Here is a 14,570-nt window from a genome sequence, read left to right as displayed (position 1 = left end):
GGATCGAAAACTGTCGTTACTCGAGATCGCTGGGAGCCCTAGAGCTTTCTTTCATAGCGTGGTATATATGGGTGAGTATGACACGGAATTTGCGCGCGCTCGCTGAACCGCTTTCATCTCGATGGAGGGCCGTCCAATGACGATCGAAACGCCGTCCGCGTTCCTCGAGCGTCACGACGAAGCCGTCCTCGATGACCTGCGCTCGTTGCTCGCCCAGCCGTCGATCAGTGCGACCGGCGAGGGGATCGACGACTGCGCGACACTGGTCCGGCAATCCTGCCTCGAGTACGGGTTCGACGAAGCGGAGATCGTCGAGACGCCGGGACGACCGACCATCATCGCCCACGCGTTCGCCGATGGAGAAGCGAGCGAGGACGAATCAACCGTGTTGCTCTACGGTCACTACGATGTCCAGCCGGCAACCGCCACGGAATGGGAATCGCCGCCGTTCGAACCGACCCTGCGCGACGGGCCCGACGGCGAGGCGCGCCTCTACGCGCGCGGTGCCGGGGACAACAAGGGACAGTGGTTCGCGCACCTCTGTGCGGTTCGCGCGCTCCGTGAGACTACGGGCGTACCGACCGATGTGATACTGCTTATCGAAGGCGAAGAGGAAAGCGGGAGCGAACACCTCGAGTGGCTCGTGCGCGACCGACGCGATGAACTCGACGCGGACGTCGCGTTCGTGGCGGACGGGCCGATCGACGAATCGGGACGCCCGCACGTGTTGCTCGGCTCGCGCGGATTGCTCTACGTCGATATCGAAGCGACGGGTGCAAACCGGGATCTCCATTCGGGAAATTTCGGTGGCCCGGTCCCCAACCCCGCGACCGCGGTCGTCGAACTGCTCGCGTCCCTCCGGGACGAAACCGGCCAAATCGCGCTCGAGGGGTTTCACGACGACGTGCGTCCGCTGACCGATCGCGACCGAGAGATACTCGAGGCGATCCCGGTCGACGAGGAGGCGGTGAAAGCCGATCTCGGACTCTCCGCGCTCGCGACGGACACGGACGACGAGTACGTCGAACGGTTGCTCTGTCGCCCGAATCTGAACGTCGCCGGGTTGGACGCCGGCTACGACGGCGAGGGCATGAAGACCGTGTTACCGTCGCGCGCTCGGGCGAAGATCGACTTCCGCCTGGTTGCCGATCAGGATCCCGATGACGTCTTTGACTCCCTCTCGCGCCACGTCGAGGAGCGAGCACCAGCGGGCATCGACGTGACGCTCTCGCGCGTCGCGGCGATGGCCCCCCAGCGGACGTCGGCGGACAGTCCGGTCGTCGAACCGGCGCTGCGAGCCGTCCGGGAGGGGTGGAACGTCGATCCCATTCTCAAGCCCTCGCTCGGCGGCTCGGTGCCGACGTACGTTTTTGCCGACACCCTCGACGTCCCGTGTCTGGTCGTTCCGTACGCCAATGCTGACGAGAACAATCACGCCCCCGACGAGAACATTGCGCTCGCGTGTTTCCGCGCGGGCGCTCGAACGACCGTCGCGCTGCTCGAGGAGCTGTCCGACGCGGATCTCGAGTGATCCGGGGTCGGAGCGTACTCCGGGTTCAAAGCGTAGTTCGGGGTCGGAGCGTACTCCGGTGGACGTGCGAAAACGATCGTCGGACGAGTTCGAGCCTCGCGGTCGACCGTCGACCCCTCAGATGTTCGATCGACCGAGCCCCCCGTCGATGGGAACCGTGATCCCGTTGATATACGCCGATTCCGGCGAGCAGAGGAACGCGACCGTATTCCCGAGCTCCATCGGTCGGCCGATCCGCCCCAGCGGGTTCGCGCTCCCCTTCGCCTCGAGTCCCTCCTCGTAGGAGTCGAACTCCCCGCGCTCGACGGACTGTTCGATCAGGTCGCTGATCCGCTCGGTCTCGATCGGGCCGGGAAGCACGCTGTTGAAGCGTACCTCCGGCGCGAGTTCACGCGAGAGGGTCTTTTCGAGGCCGATGACGCCCATTCGAACCGAGTTCGAGAGGACGAGCGAGTCGATGGCTTCCTTCACGCTCCGGGAGGTGATGTGGACGACGTTGCCCCCGTCGCCCGCGCGCAATTCGTCGGCCGCTTCACGGACCAGCCGCACGACGCTCATGACGAGCAGGTCGTATGCGTGGTACCAGTCCTCGTCGGTCGTCTCGAGGAACGGGCCGCTCGCGGGGCCGCCCGCGGACGTCACGAGGTGATCGATCCCGCCGAACTCGTCGACCGTCCTCGAGACGAGGGCCGAAATATCGTCCGGGTCGGTCAGATCGCCCGGCTGCGCGACGACGCGGCCGTCGGCGACCGCCGAAATCTCCTCGCGGGCCGCCTCGAGCCGGTCCTCGTCGCGGCCGTTGAGTACGACGTTTGCACCCTCTCGTGCAAGTGCTTTTGCCGAGGCTTTCCCGAGACCGCTACTCGATGCCGTGACGAGTGCCGCGTCACCGTCTAGTTGCAAGTCCATAGTGATGTGGTATCACTACCCACACACACACACACATATCTACTGCGGTAGCCGCGCTGATTCGGTGCTGTACGGTGGCATACCAACGCTTTAGTCCAGACCCGACAATCCATTCGCATGGACACGACGCCAGACCTCGACCAGTTCACCTCTCGGCGATCGACGATGTACGCCACCCGCGGCGTCGTCGCCACGAGCCAGCCCCTCGCTGCGGCGGCCGGTGTCGCAACGTTGCGGGACGGCGGAAACGCGTTCGACGCGGCGGTTTCGACCGCCGCGGCGTTAAACGTCGTCGAACCGACCTCGACCGGCCTCGGCGGGGACGTGTTCGCGCTCTATCGAACCGCCGACGGCGAGATCGGCGCGCTTCGAAGCTGCGGGGGCGCACCGTCGTCGGCGACGCTCGACGACGTTCGCCGGCGGGTCGCCGACGACGCGGACGTCGATCCCAACGACGCGACGATGCCCGAATACGGCCCGCTGACGGTGACCGTCCCCGGAACGGCTCGCGGCTGGGAGCGGACCATCGAGGAACTCGGCGAACTGAGCCTCGAGCGCGCGCTCGAGTCGGCGATCGAGTACGCGACCGAGGGGTTCCCCGTCTCGGAGATCATCGCCCAGCAGTGGGCCGAGGCGGCCGACGTTCTGCGCGGGGACGATGCGCGGGCGGCGTACCTCCCTGACGGTCGCGCACCGACCGTTGGCGAGCGCGTCCGCCTCCCCCAGCTCGGCGAGACGATGCAGCGTATCGCTGACGGGGGTGCTGACGTCGTCTACGAGGGCGATATCGCGGACGAGATAGTCTCCGAGGTCCAGTCGCGCGGCGGGTTCCTCTCGCACGACGACCTCGCGTCGTTCGAGCCGGAGTTCGTCGATCCCGTCAGCACGACCTACGGCGGCGCGGAGATCTACGAACTCCCGCCGAACAATCAGGGGCTCGTCGCCCTCGAGGCGCTCAACGTCGCCGAGGCACTCGAGGCGGGCGAGCATCCACCCGACTCTCCCGAACGGATCCATCTCGCCGCCGAGGCGACCAAGCGCGCCCTGACCGACGGTCTCCACCACGTCACCGATCCCGAGTTCGCGGACGTTCCGACGCTCGCGTCGAAGTCCTACGCGAGCGACCGCGCCGCGGAGATCGGTTCGAACGCCACGGACGACGTTGCGGTCGGCGTTCCGAACGGCCGCGCCGAAGACGCCGACACCGTGTTGCTGACGATCGCCGACGAGGCGGGAAACGTCGTCTCCTACATCAACTCTCGGTTCAAGGACTTCGGCAGCGGCGTCGTCGCCGGCGACACCGGCATCGCCCTGCAGAATCGAGGTAGTTCGTTCTCTCTCGACCCCGAGCATCCGAACCGCCTCGAGCCCGGAAAGCGACCGTTCCATACGCTTATCCCCGGCCTCGCGCGGTTCGACGAGGACGACTGGGCCGCGTTCGGCGTCATGGGCGGCTACATGCAACCGCAGGGCCACCTCCAGGTACTGATGAACCTCCTCGACGACGGGATGTCGATTCAGGAGGCGCTTGACTTCCCGCGCTGGCGCTACCAGACGAATGGCCAGTTGGCCGTCGAAGGGCGCTTCGACGGCTCGGTGCTGACGAAACTCGCCCGACGCGGCCACGACGTTCGCGTCATGCCGCCGCCGCACTTCGGCGGCGGCCAGATCGCGCGCACCGCCGACGGCGTGCTCTCTGGCGGAACCGATCCGCGAAAGGACGGGACTGCGATCGGGTTCTAACCACCATAATCTGTATCCTTCCGCCACTCAAGGGTTTCAGGAGTATGCAACCAGTAGCGGGTGATCTCGGGACGTTCAAATCGCCGGCCAACCCAGTCACCTTCAGTTCGCTCGAGACCGATGCGGAGGGGCCACCGCCGCGCCTCGGTGAACACACCGACGAGGTGCTGGCGGAACTCGGGTACGACGAGGCCGAGCGCGAGCGGCTTCGCGAGAACGACATCGTCTGACTTCGGCCCGCTGGCTGTGAGGGGCGGATCGCCGGCGCTCCGGCGCGACCTATTTCGGCCTGACCAGTTTCGGTCCGATCAGCGTCGGTCCTGCCGGTTTCGGCGTCCCTCGTTCCGGCGTCGCCGCTAGACGATCGTGACTGGCTGATCCGCGTTGAGAATAACGTCCTGAGTGACGCTTCCGAACACCGCCTTCCCGACCGGCGACCGCTTCCGACCCGGGATCACGATGGTATCGGCGTCGACCTCCTCGGCGTACTCGGCGATCTCGTCGCCGGGGTCGCCGTGCCGGCGAACGAGGTCCACCTCGATACCCGCCTCGGCGAACTGCTCCCGGATGCGTTCGATCGAGTCGGGAAACTCGCTTTCGTCGTAGAGATCCTCGGAGTCGACGTTTCCGCCGTCGTCGATCGCCTGAAATTCCTTAAACACGTTCACGACCGTGACGGAGAGTTCGTCGAAGTCGACGCCGAGGCCCGACTCGTCGCCGAGATCGGAGACGAACTGTACAGCGGCCGCCGATCGCGTCCCGTCTTTGTCGATCGGGATGACGATGTGGTACATAGACTCTCCCTATAATTGGGGACCCAGCCATATAATCGTACTCGCAGCGCCGGAAGCGTCGGCGGCTGTGGCGCCGCGATCGCGGCATCACGGATCGCGGGTCGACGACTCGGAACCGTCGGCCGTCTCGGGCGGGTCGCTCGCGGCTCGATAGACCTCGAGTTGATCGAGGAGACGCTGGTCGCGCTCGGCGGTCACCTCGTCGCGGTCCGTCGCCGTCCAGTCGTAGACGCCACGGCCAGCCTTGCGGCCAACGCGACCCTCATCGACGAGTTCCGTGAGCACGGCCGGCGGCTCCGGTCGCGAGTCGATCTCGTCGAGCAACTCGGTGAGGACCGTGTGGTGAACGTCGAGCCCCGAGTGATCGCCCTTCTCGAGGACGCCGAGCGTCGGGAGCCGGAAGCCGAACGTCCCCTTGACCGCACGGTCGATGTCCTCGGCGCTGGCGACGCCGGCATCGAGCAGTGCCCACGCCTCGCGGGCCATCGCCGACTGGATCCGGTTTGCGATGAATCCCGGCACGTCCTGCTCGACGACGACGGGATCCTTGCCGATTGACTCGAGGAAGCCCGCAGCGGCGTCGACGGTTTCGTCGGCGGTGTGCTCGCCGTAGACGACCTCGACGACCGGCACGATGTGGGCCGGGTGAAACCAGTGGGTTCCGCAGAACCGCTCGGGACGGTCAAGCGTCGACGCGAGTTCCGTGATCGACAGCGAGGACGTGTTCGTCGCGATCGTCGCATCGGACGCCGCGTGGCGTTCGATCTCCTCGTAGACGGCCGCTTTCACCTCGCGGTCCTCGGTCACCGCTTCGATGATCAGGGGCGCGTTCCCGACTGCAGCTGGCAGTTCGGTCGCGTACGTGACGCGATCGCGGACGGCCGAGACGTCAGTCGTGTCCCCCATACCGCGGTCGACGACTGTCCCGACGGTCGATCGGATCTCGTTCTTCGCGTCCGCCAGCGCGTCCTCGTCGACGTCGAACAGTGTGACGGACCGGCCGCCGACCGCGCTGGCCACGGCGATGTTCCGTCCCATCGTTCCGGCACCGATGATCGCGGGACAGGACGCTATCTCCCGATCCTTTGACGGCTGGTCGTCCATGGTGGACCGTCTCTGGGACGTCCATTAACGCTTTCGTGGTGGCCCGTTTGGAAGACGGTAGATGAGTTACCAGACCTACCTCGAGGGCGGGAAGCTGATCCTGACCGTCCCGACGACGGGCGGCGTGCAGGGAAAAGAGGCGAACCCGAACCTGCCGGAACAGCCCGACGAGATCGCCGAGGCGGCACGGGAGTGCGAGAAACTCGGCGCGGCGATCGTTCACCTGCACGGCCGGGACGAACACGGCGAGCGCGACGCGGGTCGCCTCCAGGAGATCAACGATGCCGTTCGCGACCGCTGTGACGATATCATCATCCAGAACACGACCGGTGGGACGGGAATCCCGCTCGAGCAGCGAGCCGAGGGGATTCGGACCGATCCGCTGCCGGAGATGGCGTCGCTCGATATGGGGCCGATGAACCGGTATCAGCACATCACCTCGGAGAACACGCGTCACATGATCGATACGCTGGCCGCGGAGATGCAAGAGAAGGGGATCAAACCGGAGATGGAGGTGTTCAACAACGGCCACATGAACGAGGTCCACCGCCTCATCGACAAGGGACTGCTCGAGGAACCGTACTACATCAACATCATCTTCGGGCCGGGGACGCTGACGCCGCCGACGCCGGAGAACATGGTCAACATGGTGAACAACCTCCCGGAGAACTCGATCTTCAACGTGCTCGCGATCGGTCCCCATCAGCTCCCGCTGACGACGATGGGGATCGTGATGGGTGGCCACGTTCGCATCGGCATGGAGGACAACCTCTACTACCGCCGGGGCGAACCCGCCGAGAGCAATGCCCAACTCGTCGAGCGAACGGTTCGCATCGCCGATGAACTCGACCGGGGACTCGCGACGCCTGCGGAGGCCCGCGAACTGCTCGAGATTCCGACCCGGTGATCGCGGATCCGGCGTGGCGATCGCTATAGTAGTCGTTGAAACGATTTACTCACCGCTTGCACTCGAGCGGCCAGCACCGTTCGTGCTGGCCGCTGATTCGCGAGCGGGAGTGCAATGACTTTCAACGACTACTATAGTTCGGACTGAGGATGGGGGTCGCCGGCGTCGACCGCCGCTCACTCGGATTCGGCGTCGCGGTAGAACTCGCAGTCTCGCTCGTGGTTCAACTCGTGGCGGTCGTTGCAGACGTCTGCACGCATCGGCGAGACGAACTCTTCGACGACGTCACAGTAGGCACGTTCCGTTTCGAACTCCTGGTCGCCGGCCGATCGACGGTACGACAGGTACGGACAGGTCATGTCTTCTCCCAGACGCCCGATCTACGAATAGCTACTGGTGGGGTGGGAATCGGAGAGAGAACTTATCCAGTTCGCGTCCAATGCGGTACCATGGACCAAGAGCCCGACTCGAGCTACGACTGCACGTTTCTCGACGATGCGGTCACCGACGGACGCGTCGCCCACGGAACGAGCGTTCGCGAACAGTACGCGTCAGACGAAAGTCCACACGCCGGACGCGTTCCGGACGCCGTCGTCTGGCCGGTATCGACCGACGAGGTCGCCACTGTCCTCGCGGCCGCGAACGACCGCGGGGTACCGGTTACGCCACGCTCGGGCGGCTCGGGTCTCGAGGGCAACGCCATCCCGACCGCCGGCGGCATCGTCCTCAGCACGGCCGAGATCGATGGCATCGAAGTTTCGCCGGGCGACATGCAGGTGACCGTCGGCGCGGGGGTTGTCTACGACGACCTGAACGAGCGACTGGCCTCCCACGGGCTGCGGTTTGCGCCCGGCATCTCGAGTGGCGACGTGGCGACGATCGGCGGGATGGTCGCGACGAACGCGAGCGGCTTCAACGCGGTCCGCTACGGCGAGACGCGCGACCACGTCCGCCGGCTCGAGGTGGTCACCGCCGACGGGCGCGTCGTCGACTGCGGGAGGGGCGTCGTCAAGACATCCGCGGGCTACAGTCTGAAGGATCTCTTCGTCGGGAGCGAGGGCACCCTCGGCGTCGTCACCGAGGTGACGCTCGGTCTCGTGGGGATCCCCGAGTACCGGCGGGCGGCGCTGGTGACGTTTCCCTCGCGCGTCGACGCGTCCGGGGCCGTCGCGGACGCGATCGGTTCGGCGCTGGTTCCCGGTGCGATCGAGTTCATCGACACCACGGCGGTCAAGATGTTGAACGCGTACCACGACGACGTTTCCTTCGAGGAGCGACCGACGCTGATCATCGAGTTGCACGCGAACAACAGCGGGATCGAGGAGGACCTCGCGTTCGCAAAGGCGATCTGCGAGGATCACGGGATGCTCTCCTGGGAGGCGGCAGGCGAGGAGAACCTTGACGATATCTGGCAGGCCCGGCGCGACAAGTACCCGGCGACGCAAAGCTATCGAGAGGGGTGGGAGGTCGCGCTGGTCGGTGACGTGGTCGTACCGATCTCGCGCTACCCCGACATCGTCGAGGAAGTCTCGCGGGTCAGCGAAGAACTGGACCTGTTGACGTCCTGCGTCGGCCACGCCGGGGACGGGAACCTCCACTTCACGTCGCTGGTCGATCCCGACGACGAGGAGATGGTCGAACGGGCACACGAGTTGAACGAGCGCGTCGTCCGGAAGGCCATCGCGCTCGGCGGCACCTCGACCGGTGAACACGGTGTCGGCATCGGAAAGCGGCAGTTCATGGCCGAGGAGCACGGCCAGGCACTCGATCTCATGCGATCGGTCAAGGAGACGTTCGATCCGAACGGAATCCTGAATCCCGGGAAGGTACTCCCCGACGCGTAGCATATCGGTTCACAGTCTCAGACCCAGTTCCTCCACGCGACGAACTCCGTTCGAAGCGGACCGCGCTCTCGTCTCGCCCATAAGTTAATATGACGACTCCGAAAAGTGAGATATGATACCATGTATTCCGACTTCGCGGCGCGGTTAGCGTCCAGCATCTGGCCTGACTTCGGCGAAACGCCGGCTCGTTCGACGGAGACGCCCGAGATCACCGGACTGTCGACGATCGTCGTCGACGGTAATTTTCCGTGGACGATCGTCCGCCTCGAGACGGACGCCGGCGTGACGGGAATCGGCGAAGCCTACCCCTCGCCGGGCGTCCACGAGGTAATCACGGACTACTTCGAACCCGTCCTCGTCGGCGAGAACCCGCTCGACGTCGAGCGGCTGTATCACCTCATGCGGGAGAGTCTCTCGGGACGGGGCTCCCAGCAGGGGATCGGGACGATCGCGATCAGCGGCATCGAACTCGCGCTCTGGGACGCCGCCGGTAAGATCCTTGAGCAGCCGGTCTACCAGCTCCTCGGCGGCAAGACCCGCGAGGAGGTCCGAATGTACGCGGACTGCCACGCCGGCGAGGGGATGGTCGAGTCGGCGCTCAACGACCAGCCCGACGAGACCTACGAGGCCGACGCCTACGCCCGCGCCGCTCGAGCGGCGGTCGACGACGGCTACGAGATCATCAAGTTCGACCTCGACGTGCCGTCGGGCCGGGACATCGATACGCTCGCGCGCCACTTCGACCGTCCGGAGATCGAGCACAAGCGCGGGCTGGTCGAGGCCGTGACCGAGGAAGTCGGGGACGAGGCGGAGGTCGCGGTCGACCTCCACTGGAACTTCAGCGTCGAGGCGGTCGAAAAGCTGTGTAAAGCCCTCGAGCCATACGACCTCGCGTGGATCGAGGATCCGCTCCCACCGGAGAACGCCGACGCGTTGGCGACGCTCAATCGGAGCATCGAACAGCCGCTGCTCACCGGGGAGAACCGCTACGGCCGACACGGCTTCCGCGATCTCGTCGAGGAGGAAGCCGTCTCGTTCGTCGCACCCGATATCCCGAAGACTGGCGGCATCGCGGAGACCAAGAAGATCGCCGAATTGGCCGACACCTACTACCAGACGATGAGTCCCCACAACATCGGGAGCCCCGTCGCGACGATGGCCGGCGTCCACGTGGGCGCGACGGTCCCGAACTTCCTCGCGCTCGAGTTCCACGCCCGCGACGTGCCGTGGTGGGACGACCTCGTTGCCGCCGACGAACCACTCATTCAGGACGGGTATATCGAGGTTCCCGATGAACCGGGGCTCGGGATCGAACTCGACTGGGATGTCGTCGCGGAACATCGAACGGAGTAGCTTCGAACGGAGTAGCTGTCGGTTACTGATCTCTCTCCCACCGCCGAATCCGTCTCTGCTCGAACGGGACGTGTCGATCGGATATCGCGGAGATCAGTTGCGCCGACGAACTCGACCGCTCGAAGTCGTCGATCCACTACCGACTGAACAAACTGAAAGAGAACCGGGTACTCCAGACAGAGTGACGCGTGCCCAACCGGCGAGACAGTGGGAGCCGTTCCTCGCTATGCACGACTGCCATCGGATCGGCCGTCTTTTTCTACCTCGCGTGTGTAACACGGAGTATGACAGACACACTGTTCCTGACCAGTGCCGAAGTCGAGGGTCTCGCAACGCCCGCCGAATACGTCGAGGTCGTCCGCGACGGCTACCGCCAGCGCGGCGAGGGCGCACCGGCCCTGCCGCGGCAGACGTTCCGCCGGGAGAACCCTGACGGGAAGCTGACGAACTACTCGACGATCCTGCCCGAGACGGGTGCGATGGGAGGCTATACGTACTCGTCCGGCTTTTCAGGTCCGAACGCGTGGTTCGTGACGCCGCTGTTCGACGCAGAGAGCGGCGAGCCCCTCGCGCTCATCGACGGCGCGAGCATGAACCCGTTCAAGACCGGGGCGACCGGTGCGGTCGCCGTCGACGCACTGGCGCGAGCGGACGCGAGCACGCTCGCCGTCATCGGCAGCGGCGCGCAGGCGCGGGGCCAGCTCCACGCAACGGCGACCGTCCGCGATCTCGAGCAGGTCCGCGTCTTCTCGCCGACGCCCGAAAACCGGGAGACGTTCGCCGCGGAGTTCGACGACCACCTCGAGGCGTCCGTTGGTCCCGTCGACTCGAGCGCGGCCGCCCTCTCGGGCGCGGATATCGTGATCACGGCGACGAAGGCGGCCGATCCGGTCTTCGACGGCGAGGACCTCGAGCCCGGCGCGCACGTGACGGCGATGGGGCAGTACACGCCCGGTCGGCGCGAACTCGATACGACGACCATCGAGCGATCGACGTACGTTCCCGACCTCCGCGACCGCGTCACGCAGGACGCGGGCTCGTTTCTGGCGGCCCTCGAGGCAGGCGTCGTCGACGAGGACCACGTCCACGCCGAACTCGGCGAGGTCGTGGCGGGGACCGAGCCCGGGCGGACGGGCGACGACGAGATCACGGTCTTCGACAGCGGCGGAACGGGTATCGAGACGGTCGCAGCCGCCTACATGCTCTACGAAAAAGCGCGCGCGGACGGACTCGGGACGGAGTTCCCCATCGCACCCGCAAGCGAGGCGCTGACCGGTCGACTCCCGTAGGAAAGTCCCCAGCCACTCCTCGCGTCTCCGATCGACTCGGAGCGGCCCGTCAGCCGTCCTCGGGGACGAACACCGGAACCGCGATTTCCGACTCGTCGATATCGCTGGGACACGTCTCGTCCCTCGCCAGCGCTGCAACGATCCGGACGATTCGTGGCCAGCGATCCCTCGAGCCGCGATACGGAGCAGTACACCCCCGCCTAACCCGCGGTTTGATTAGCCGTCGTTCCCCATAGCGGTGTATGTCATCAGCCGACATTCGGGAAGTAACGACGGAAAGCGAGCGCCGGGCGGCGTTCCCGGTCCTCGTTCAACTCCGCGATCACCTCGACGTCGAGTCGTTTCTCGCCCTGTTCGAGGAGATGCGGGAGGAGGGGTACCGACTGTTCGCGCGCTACGTCGACGGCGAACCGGTGGCGGTCGCCGGCGTGAAGATCGCGACGAACTTCTACCTCGGTCGACACGTCTACGTCTACGACCTCGTGACCGACGAAGACGAGCGGTCGAAGGGGCACGGCGAACGGCTCCTCTCGTTCGTTCACGAGTGGGCCGCGGAGAACGACTGTGACGCGGTCGAACTCGAGTCGGGACAGTGGCGCGAGGACGCCCACCGATTCTACACGGAGAAGATGGGGTACGAGGAGTACTGCACCTCGTTCGTCAATCACCTGTCCTGAGGGAGCCGTTTGCCCGGGAATCGGGAATCACCCCTCTCAGCGGCCGTCTACCAGCGACACCGGATCAGCGGGACTGCGAGCGGTCGGCCGCAGGAGACTCGGGAGCCACGCTCGAGAGGAGGAGTCCGAGTACGGTCAGCGCGGTCGCGTAGGCGAAGGCGGCCAGGTAGCCGCCGGTCCAGTCGATGAGCGCCCCGGTAATCAGGGGTGCCGAGAACGCCCCCGAAATGCCCGCCGACGTGACGAACGCCAGCGCCGTGCCCGAGATACTCGTCTCGACGACTTCCTGGACGTAGCTGTAAACGACGCCGAACGTGAGCTGAATGACGAAGCCGGCGGCGACCAGCGCCGCGACGATGACGGCGAGGTGCCGAGTCCACCCGATGAGGACGACCAGCGGCACCGAAACGAGAAACGACGCCTGAAGCAGGGGAACGCGACGCTGACCGAGGAGCCGATCCGAGATGAGACCGCCGCCGGCCCGGGACAGCACGCCCATAGCCGGGAACGCCGCCGTCAGAAGCCCGCTGAGCCCCGCCGAGAGGGCGAACTCGTTCCCGAGATACGTGGGCATCCAGCTGTTCATGAAGAGGTAGTAGGAGTAGGCGGCGAACGCCATCGCGGAGCCGTACCACACGACTCGATGGCTCAGCACCGACGTGAAATTCGACCGCATCGATGCGGTGTTCGTCACGGGATCGATCTCGAGGCGGCGGACCGACAGGGAAATCACGCCGATCACGAGGCCGGCGACGACGCTCATCACGAGAAAATTCGCCGGCCAGCCGGCTCGCGCCGTGACGATCGGCCCGAAGAGTTGCCCGAGCGCGAATCCGGCCGGCGCGCTCGTGACGTAGACCCCGATCGCAGTCCCTCGATTGGCACCGGAGACGGCGCCCCCGATGAGGTTCGTCGACGCCGTCCAGATCACGCCCACCGCGACGCCCGCTAGCAATCGCGACGCCAGCAAGGGATAGAACGTTCCTCGACGACCGGCCCACCAACTCCAGCCCCCCGCTGCGATGAGCACCGCGGTTCCGACGACGATCACGCGATACTCCCCTAGTCTGTCGATCCAGACGCCGAGCGCGAAGTTCGTGAGCGCCCACGTCCCCGGGACCGCACTCACGATCCAGACCGCCACGGCCGGTGTCACCGCAAGATCGTCGGCGACCCGCGAGAGGACGCTCGCGGGTGCCATCACGTAGTAGTGAGCCGCTGCGGTCAGCAGCCACGTTCCGAGGAGACAGCCGACGAACGCTCGTTCGGCGATCAGTACCCGACCGGCGGCTCCCAACCGACTCTCCGTCGCACCCATACCGGCAAATCAGATCCGGGGGCCATAAAGATTCGAATTTCGCTGGCTCGGAGACGGTTCGCCGGTCCCTCGAGACGATGCGTCTCAGCCGACGATATCCGCGAACCGCTGTAACTGCTCGCGCTGGTCGGGCGCCGTAAATCGCGTGACGAATCTCTCCACGCCGGCGTCGGCGTAGCGCTCGAGGTGGTCCGCGACGACCGATGGCGGGCCGAACGCCCCGCGGCGCTTGATGTCGTCGTCGCTCAGCTCGCCCCAGGAGGGGTAGTACCGGTCGAGGAAGTCCCGCGCCTGATCGATCGCCTCGGCTTCGGTCTCTGCGATCACCACGTCCTGATAGTAGGCGGCGTCGAAGCCAGCGGCGTCGCGGCCGGCGTCGTCGACGATCTCGCGGGCCCGCTCGATCCCGCCCTCGTACATCTCGGATGACATCCCGATCGGCAGCCAGCCGTCGCCACGATCGGCGATGCGGTCCCGAATCCGTGGCGGGAAGCCGTCCCTCGGATCGAAGGTCGCGGACGCAACGAAGACCGGCGGCGGACTCCCGCAGGGGCGGATCCCGATGTCGGCGTCCGTCAGTTCGAAGAACTCGCCGTCGACGGAGACGGGCTCGTCGTCCCAGAGTCCCGCGAGGATCTCGAGCCCCTCGTCGAGCAACGCCCCCCGTTGCTCGTAGGGAACGTCGAGCTGGTCGTGTTCGTTCTCGACCCCCTCGCCGACGCCGACACCGACGCCGAGCGCGAGGCGGCCGCCGCTGACCTGATCGACCGTCGCCGTCTGGTGGGCGACGTGGACCGGATTGCGGAGTTGGGGCAGGTAGACCGCCGTCCCGAGAGTGACCGACTCCGTCGCGCCCGCCACTGCGGCGAGCGTCGAGAGCGGCTCGAGCCGCGGCTTCGCCAGCACGCTGTCACCAGCCCAGACGCCGTCGAAGCCGAGCGCTTCGGCTCGCCGGGCGAGCCCGATCACCTCAGACTGGACGCGAGCGGCCTGCTCGAGCGAGTCATCAGCCGACAGTACGACGCCGCGGGTCGGCAACACGAATCCGTGTGATACCATACCATCCCTTTTCGACGGACCGTGGTAACCCTTTGCTCGAGC

General features: G+C 66.0%; 14 protein-coding genes. 8 read left to right on the top strand and 6 right to left on the bottom strand.

Annotation, left to right across the window (positions count from 1 at the left end; genetic code table 11):
* The first annotated feature begins 136 nt into the window (after positions 1-136).
* The gene (locus ACEWFR_RS11710) at positions 137-1,531 is read left to right on the top strand and encodes a M20/M25/M40 family metallo-hydrolase (RefSeq protein ID WP_374061196.1); all 1,395 of its coding nucleotides are present in this window, start codon (positions 137-139) and stop codon (positions 1,529-1,531) included.
* Positions 1,532-1,648: 117 nt separating this feature from the next.
* Here the strand turns inward: ACEWFR_RS11710 and ACEWFR_RS11705 are convergent, their stop codons facing one another.
* A complete protein-coding gene (locus ACEWFR_RS11705; RefSeq protein ID WP_374061195.1) occupies positions 1,649-2,440 on the bottom strand; it encodes an SDR family oxidoreductase in 792 nt (263 codons plus the stop codon).
* A 117-nt stretch (positions 2,441-2,557) separates the two neighbouring features.
* Here ACEWFR_RS11705 and ACEWFR_RS11700 point away from each other — a divergent pair, with 117 nt between their 5' ends.
* Positions 2,558-4,183 (top strand): gamma-glutamyltransferase family protein, encoded by a 1,626-nt coding sequence (locus tag ACEWFR_RS11700; protein WP_374061194.1) that lies wholly within the window; start codon positions 2,558-2,560, stop codon positions 4,181-4,183.
* Between the two features lie 44 nt (positions 4,184-4,227).
* On the top strand, positions 4,228-4,413 hold the full coding sequence (locus ACEWFR_RS11695) for a hypothetical protein (protein WP_374061193.1): 186 nt from the start codon (positions 4,228-4,230) through the stop codon (positions 4,411-4,413).
* Positions 4,414-4,539: 126 nt separating this feature from the next.
* Here the strand turns inward: ACEWFR_RS11695 and ACEWFR_RS11690 are convergent, their stop codons facing one another.
* Together ACEWFR_RS11690 and ACEWFR_RS11685 are read right to left on the bottom strand one after the other, a co-directional pair.
* A complete protein-coding gene (locus ACEWFR_RS11690) occupies positions 4,540-4,977 on the bottom strand; it encodes a universal stress protein (protein ID WP_374061192.1) in 438 nt (145 codons plus the stop codon).
* 87 nt (positions 4,978-5,064) lie between these two features.
* A complete protein-coding gene (locus ACEWFR_RS11685) occupies positions 5,065-6,081 on the bottom strand; it encodes a 3-hydroxyacyl-CoA dehydrogenase family protein (protein WP_374061191.1) in 1,017 nt (338 codons plus the stop codon).
* A 61-nt stretch (positions 6,082-6,142) separates the two neighbouring features.
* On the opposite strand from ACEWFR_RS11685, the gene ACEWFR_RS11680 reads away from it, so the two are divergent.
* Positions 6,143-6,988, top strand: coding sequence for a 3-keto-5-aminohexanoate cleavage protein (locus tag ACEWFR_RS11680; RefSeq protein WP_374061190.1), 846 nt, complete (start codon positions 6,143-6,145; stop codon positions 6,986-6,988).
* Between the two features lie 176 nt (positions 6,989-7,164).
* On the opposite strand, the gene ACEWFR_RS11675 is transcribed toward ACEWFR_RS11680, so the two are convergent.
* On the bottom strand, positions 7,165-7,347 hold the full coding sequence (locus ACEWFR_RS11675; protein WP_374061189.1) for a hypothetical protein: 183 nt from the start codon (positions 7,345-7,347) through the stop codon (positions 7,165-7,167).
* Between the two features lie 90 nt (positions 7,348-7,437).
* Here ACEWFR_RS11675 and ACEWFR_RS11670 point away from each other — a divergent pair, with 90 nt between their 5' ends.
* The 4 genes from ACEWFR_RS11670 to ACEWFR_RS11655 all read left to right on the top strand — a co-directional run bounded on the left by ACEWFR_RS11670 (position 7,438) and on the right by ACEWFR_RS11655 (position 12,151).
* Complete coding sequence (locus ACEWFR_RS11670; RefSeq protein ID WP_374061188.1) at positions 7,438-8,832, top strand: FAD-binding oxidoreductase; 1,395 nt, start codon at positions 7,438-7,440, stop codon at positions 8,830-8,832.
* A gap of 120 nt (positions 8,833-8,952) precedes the next feature.
* Complete coding sequence (locus ACEWFR_RS11665; protein ID WP_374061187.1) at positions 8,953-10,185, top strand: mandelate racemase/muconate lactonizing enzyme family protein; 1,233 nt, start codon at positions 8,953-8,955, stop codon at positions 10,183-10,185.
* Between the two features lie 284 nt (positions 10,186-10,469).
* Positions 10,470-11,474: an ornithine cyclodeaminase family protein gene (locus ACEWFR_RS11660; RefSeq protein ID WP_374061186.1), complete on the top strand. Its 1,005-nt coding sequence runs from the start codon at positions 10,470-10,472 to the stop codon at positions 11,472-11,474.
* Positions 11,475-11,716: 242 nt separating this feature from the next.
* On the top strand, positions 11,717-12,151 hold the full coding sequence (locus tag ACEWFR_RS11655) for a GNAT family N-acetyltransferase (RefSeq protein ID WP_374061185.1): 435 nt from the start codon (positions 11,717-11,719) through the stop codon (positions 12,149-12,151).
* 64 nt (positions 12,152-12,215) lie between these two features.
* Here ACEWFR_RS11655 and ACEWFR_RS11650 read toward each other — a convergent pair whose 3' ends face one another.
* Entirely contained in the window at positions 12,216-13,469 is a 1,254-nt protein-coding gene (locus ACEWFR_RS11650) for a nitrate/nitrite transporter (RefSeq protein WP_374061184.1), read from the bottom strand.
* An 84-nt stretch (positions 13,470-13,553) separates the two neighbouring features.
* Positions 13,554-14,528, bottom strand: coding sequence for an LLM class flavin-dependent oxidoreductase (locus ACEWFR_RS11645; protein ID WP_374061183.1), 975 nt, complete (start codon positions 14,526-14,528; stop codon positions 13,554-13,556).
* Positions 14,529-14,570 lie beyond the last annotated feature (42 nt).

The organism is Natrinema sp. H-ect4 (assembly GCF_041894845.1).
Classification (GTDB): Archaea; Halobacteriota; Halobacteria; order Halobacteriales; family Natrialbaceae; genus Natrinema.
This window is presented reverse-complemented; position numbering and strand designations above follow the sequence as displayed.

Bases quoted from the DNA above. Each gene is read 5' to 3' on its own strand.
- ACEWFR_RS11710 (WP_374061196.1), top strand. From the start codon at position 137: ATGACGATCGAAACGCCGTCCGCGTTCCTCGAGCGTCACGACGAAGCC.
- ACEWFR_RS11705 (WP_374061195.1), bottom strand. From the start codon at position 2,440: ATGGACTTGCAACTAGACGGTGACGCGGCACTCGTCACGGCATCGAGT.
- ACEWFR_RS11700 (WP_374061194.1), top strand. From the start codon at position 2,558: ATGGACACGACGCCAGACCTCGACCAGTTCACCTCTCGGCGATCGACG.
- ACEWFR_RS11695 (WP_374061193.1), top strand. From the start codon at position 4,228: ATGCAACCAGTAGCGGGTGATCTCGGGACGTTCAAATCGCCGGCCAAC.
- ACEWFR_RS11690 (WP_374061192.1), bottom strand. From the start codon at position 4,977: ATGTACCACATCGTCATCCCGATCGACAAAGACGGGACGCGATCGGCG.
- ACEWFR_RS11685 (WP_374061191.1), bottom strand. From the start codon at position 6,081: ATGGACGACCAGCCGTCAAAGGATCGGGAGATAGCGTCCTGTCCCGCG.
- ACEWFR_RS11680 (WP_374061190.1), top strand. From the start codon at position 6,143: ATGAGTTACCAGACCTACCTCGAGGGCGGGAAGCTGATCCTGACCGTC.
- ACEWFR_RS11675 (WP_374061189.1), bottom strand. From the start codon at position 7,347: ATGACCTGTCCGTACCTGTCGTACCGTCGATCGGCCGGCGACCAGGAG.
- ACEWFR_RS11670 (WP_374061188.1), top strand. From the start codon at position 7,438: ATGGACCAAGAGCCCGACTCGAGCTACGACTGCACGTTTCTCGACGAT.
- ACEWFR_RS11665 (WP_374061187.1), top strand. From the start codon at position 8,953: ATGTATTCCGACTTCGCGGCGCGGTTAGCGTCCAGCATCTGGCCTGAC.
- ACEWFR_RS11660 (WP_374061186.1), top strand. From the start codon at position 10,470: ATGACAGACACACTGTTCCTGACCAGTGCCGAAGTCGAGGGTCTCGCA.
- ACEWFR_RS11655 (WP_374061185.1), top strand. From the start codon at position 11,717: ATGTCATCAGCCGACATTCGGGAAGTAACGACGGAAAGCGAGCGCCGG.
- ACEWFR_RS11650 (WP_374061184.1), bottom strand. From the start codon at position 13,469: ATGGGTGCGACGGAGAGTCGGTTGGGAGCCGCCGGTCGGGTACTGATC.
- ACEWFR_RS11645 (WP_374061183.1), bottom strand. From the start codon at position 14,528: ATGGTATCACACGGATTCGTGTTGCCGACCCGCGGCGTCGTACTGTCG.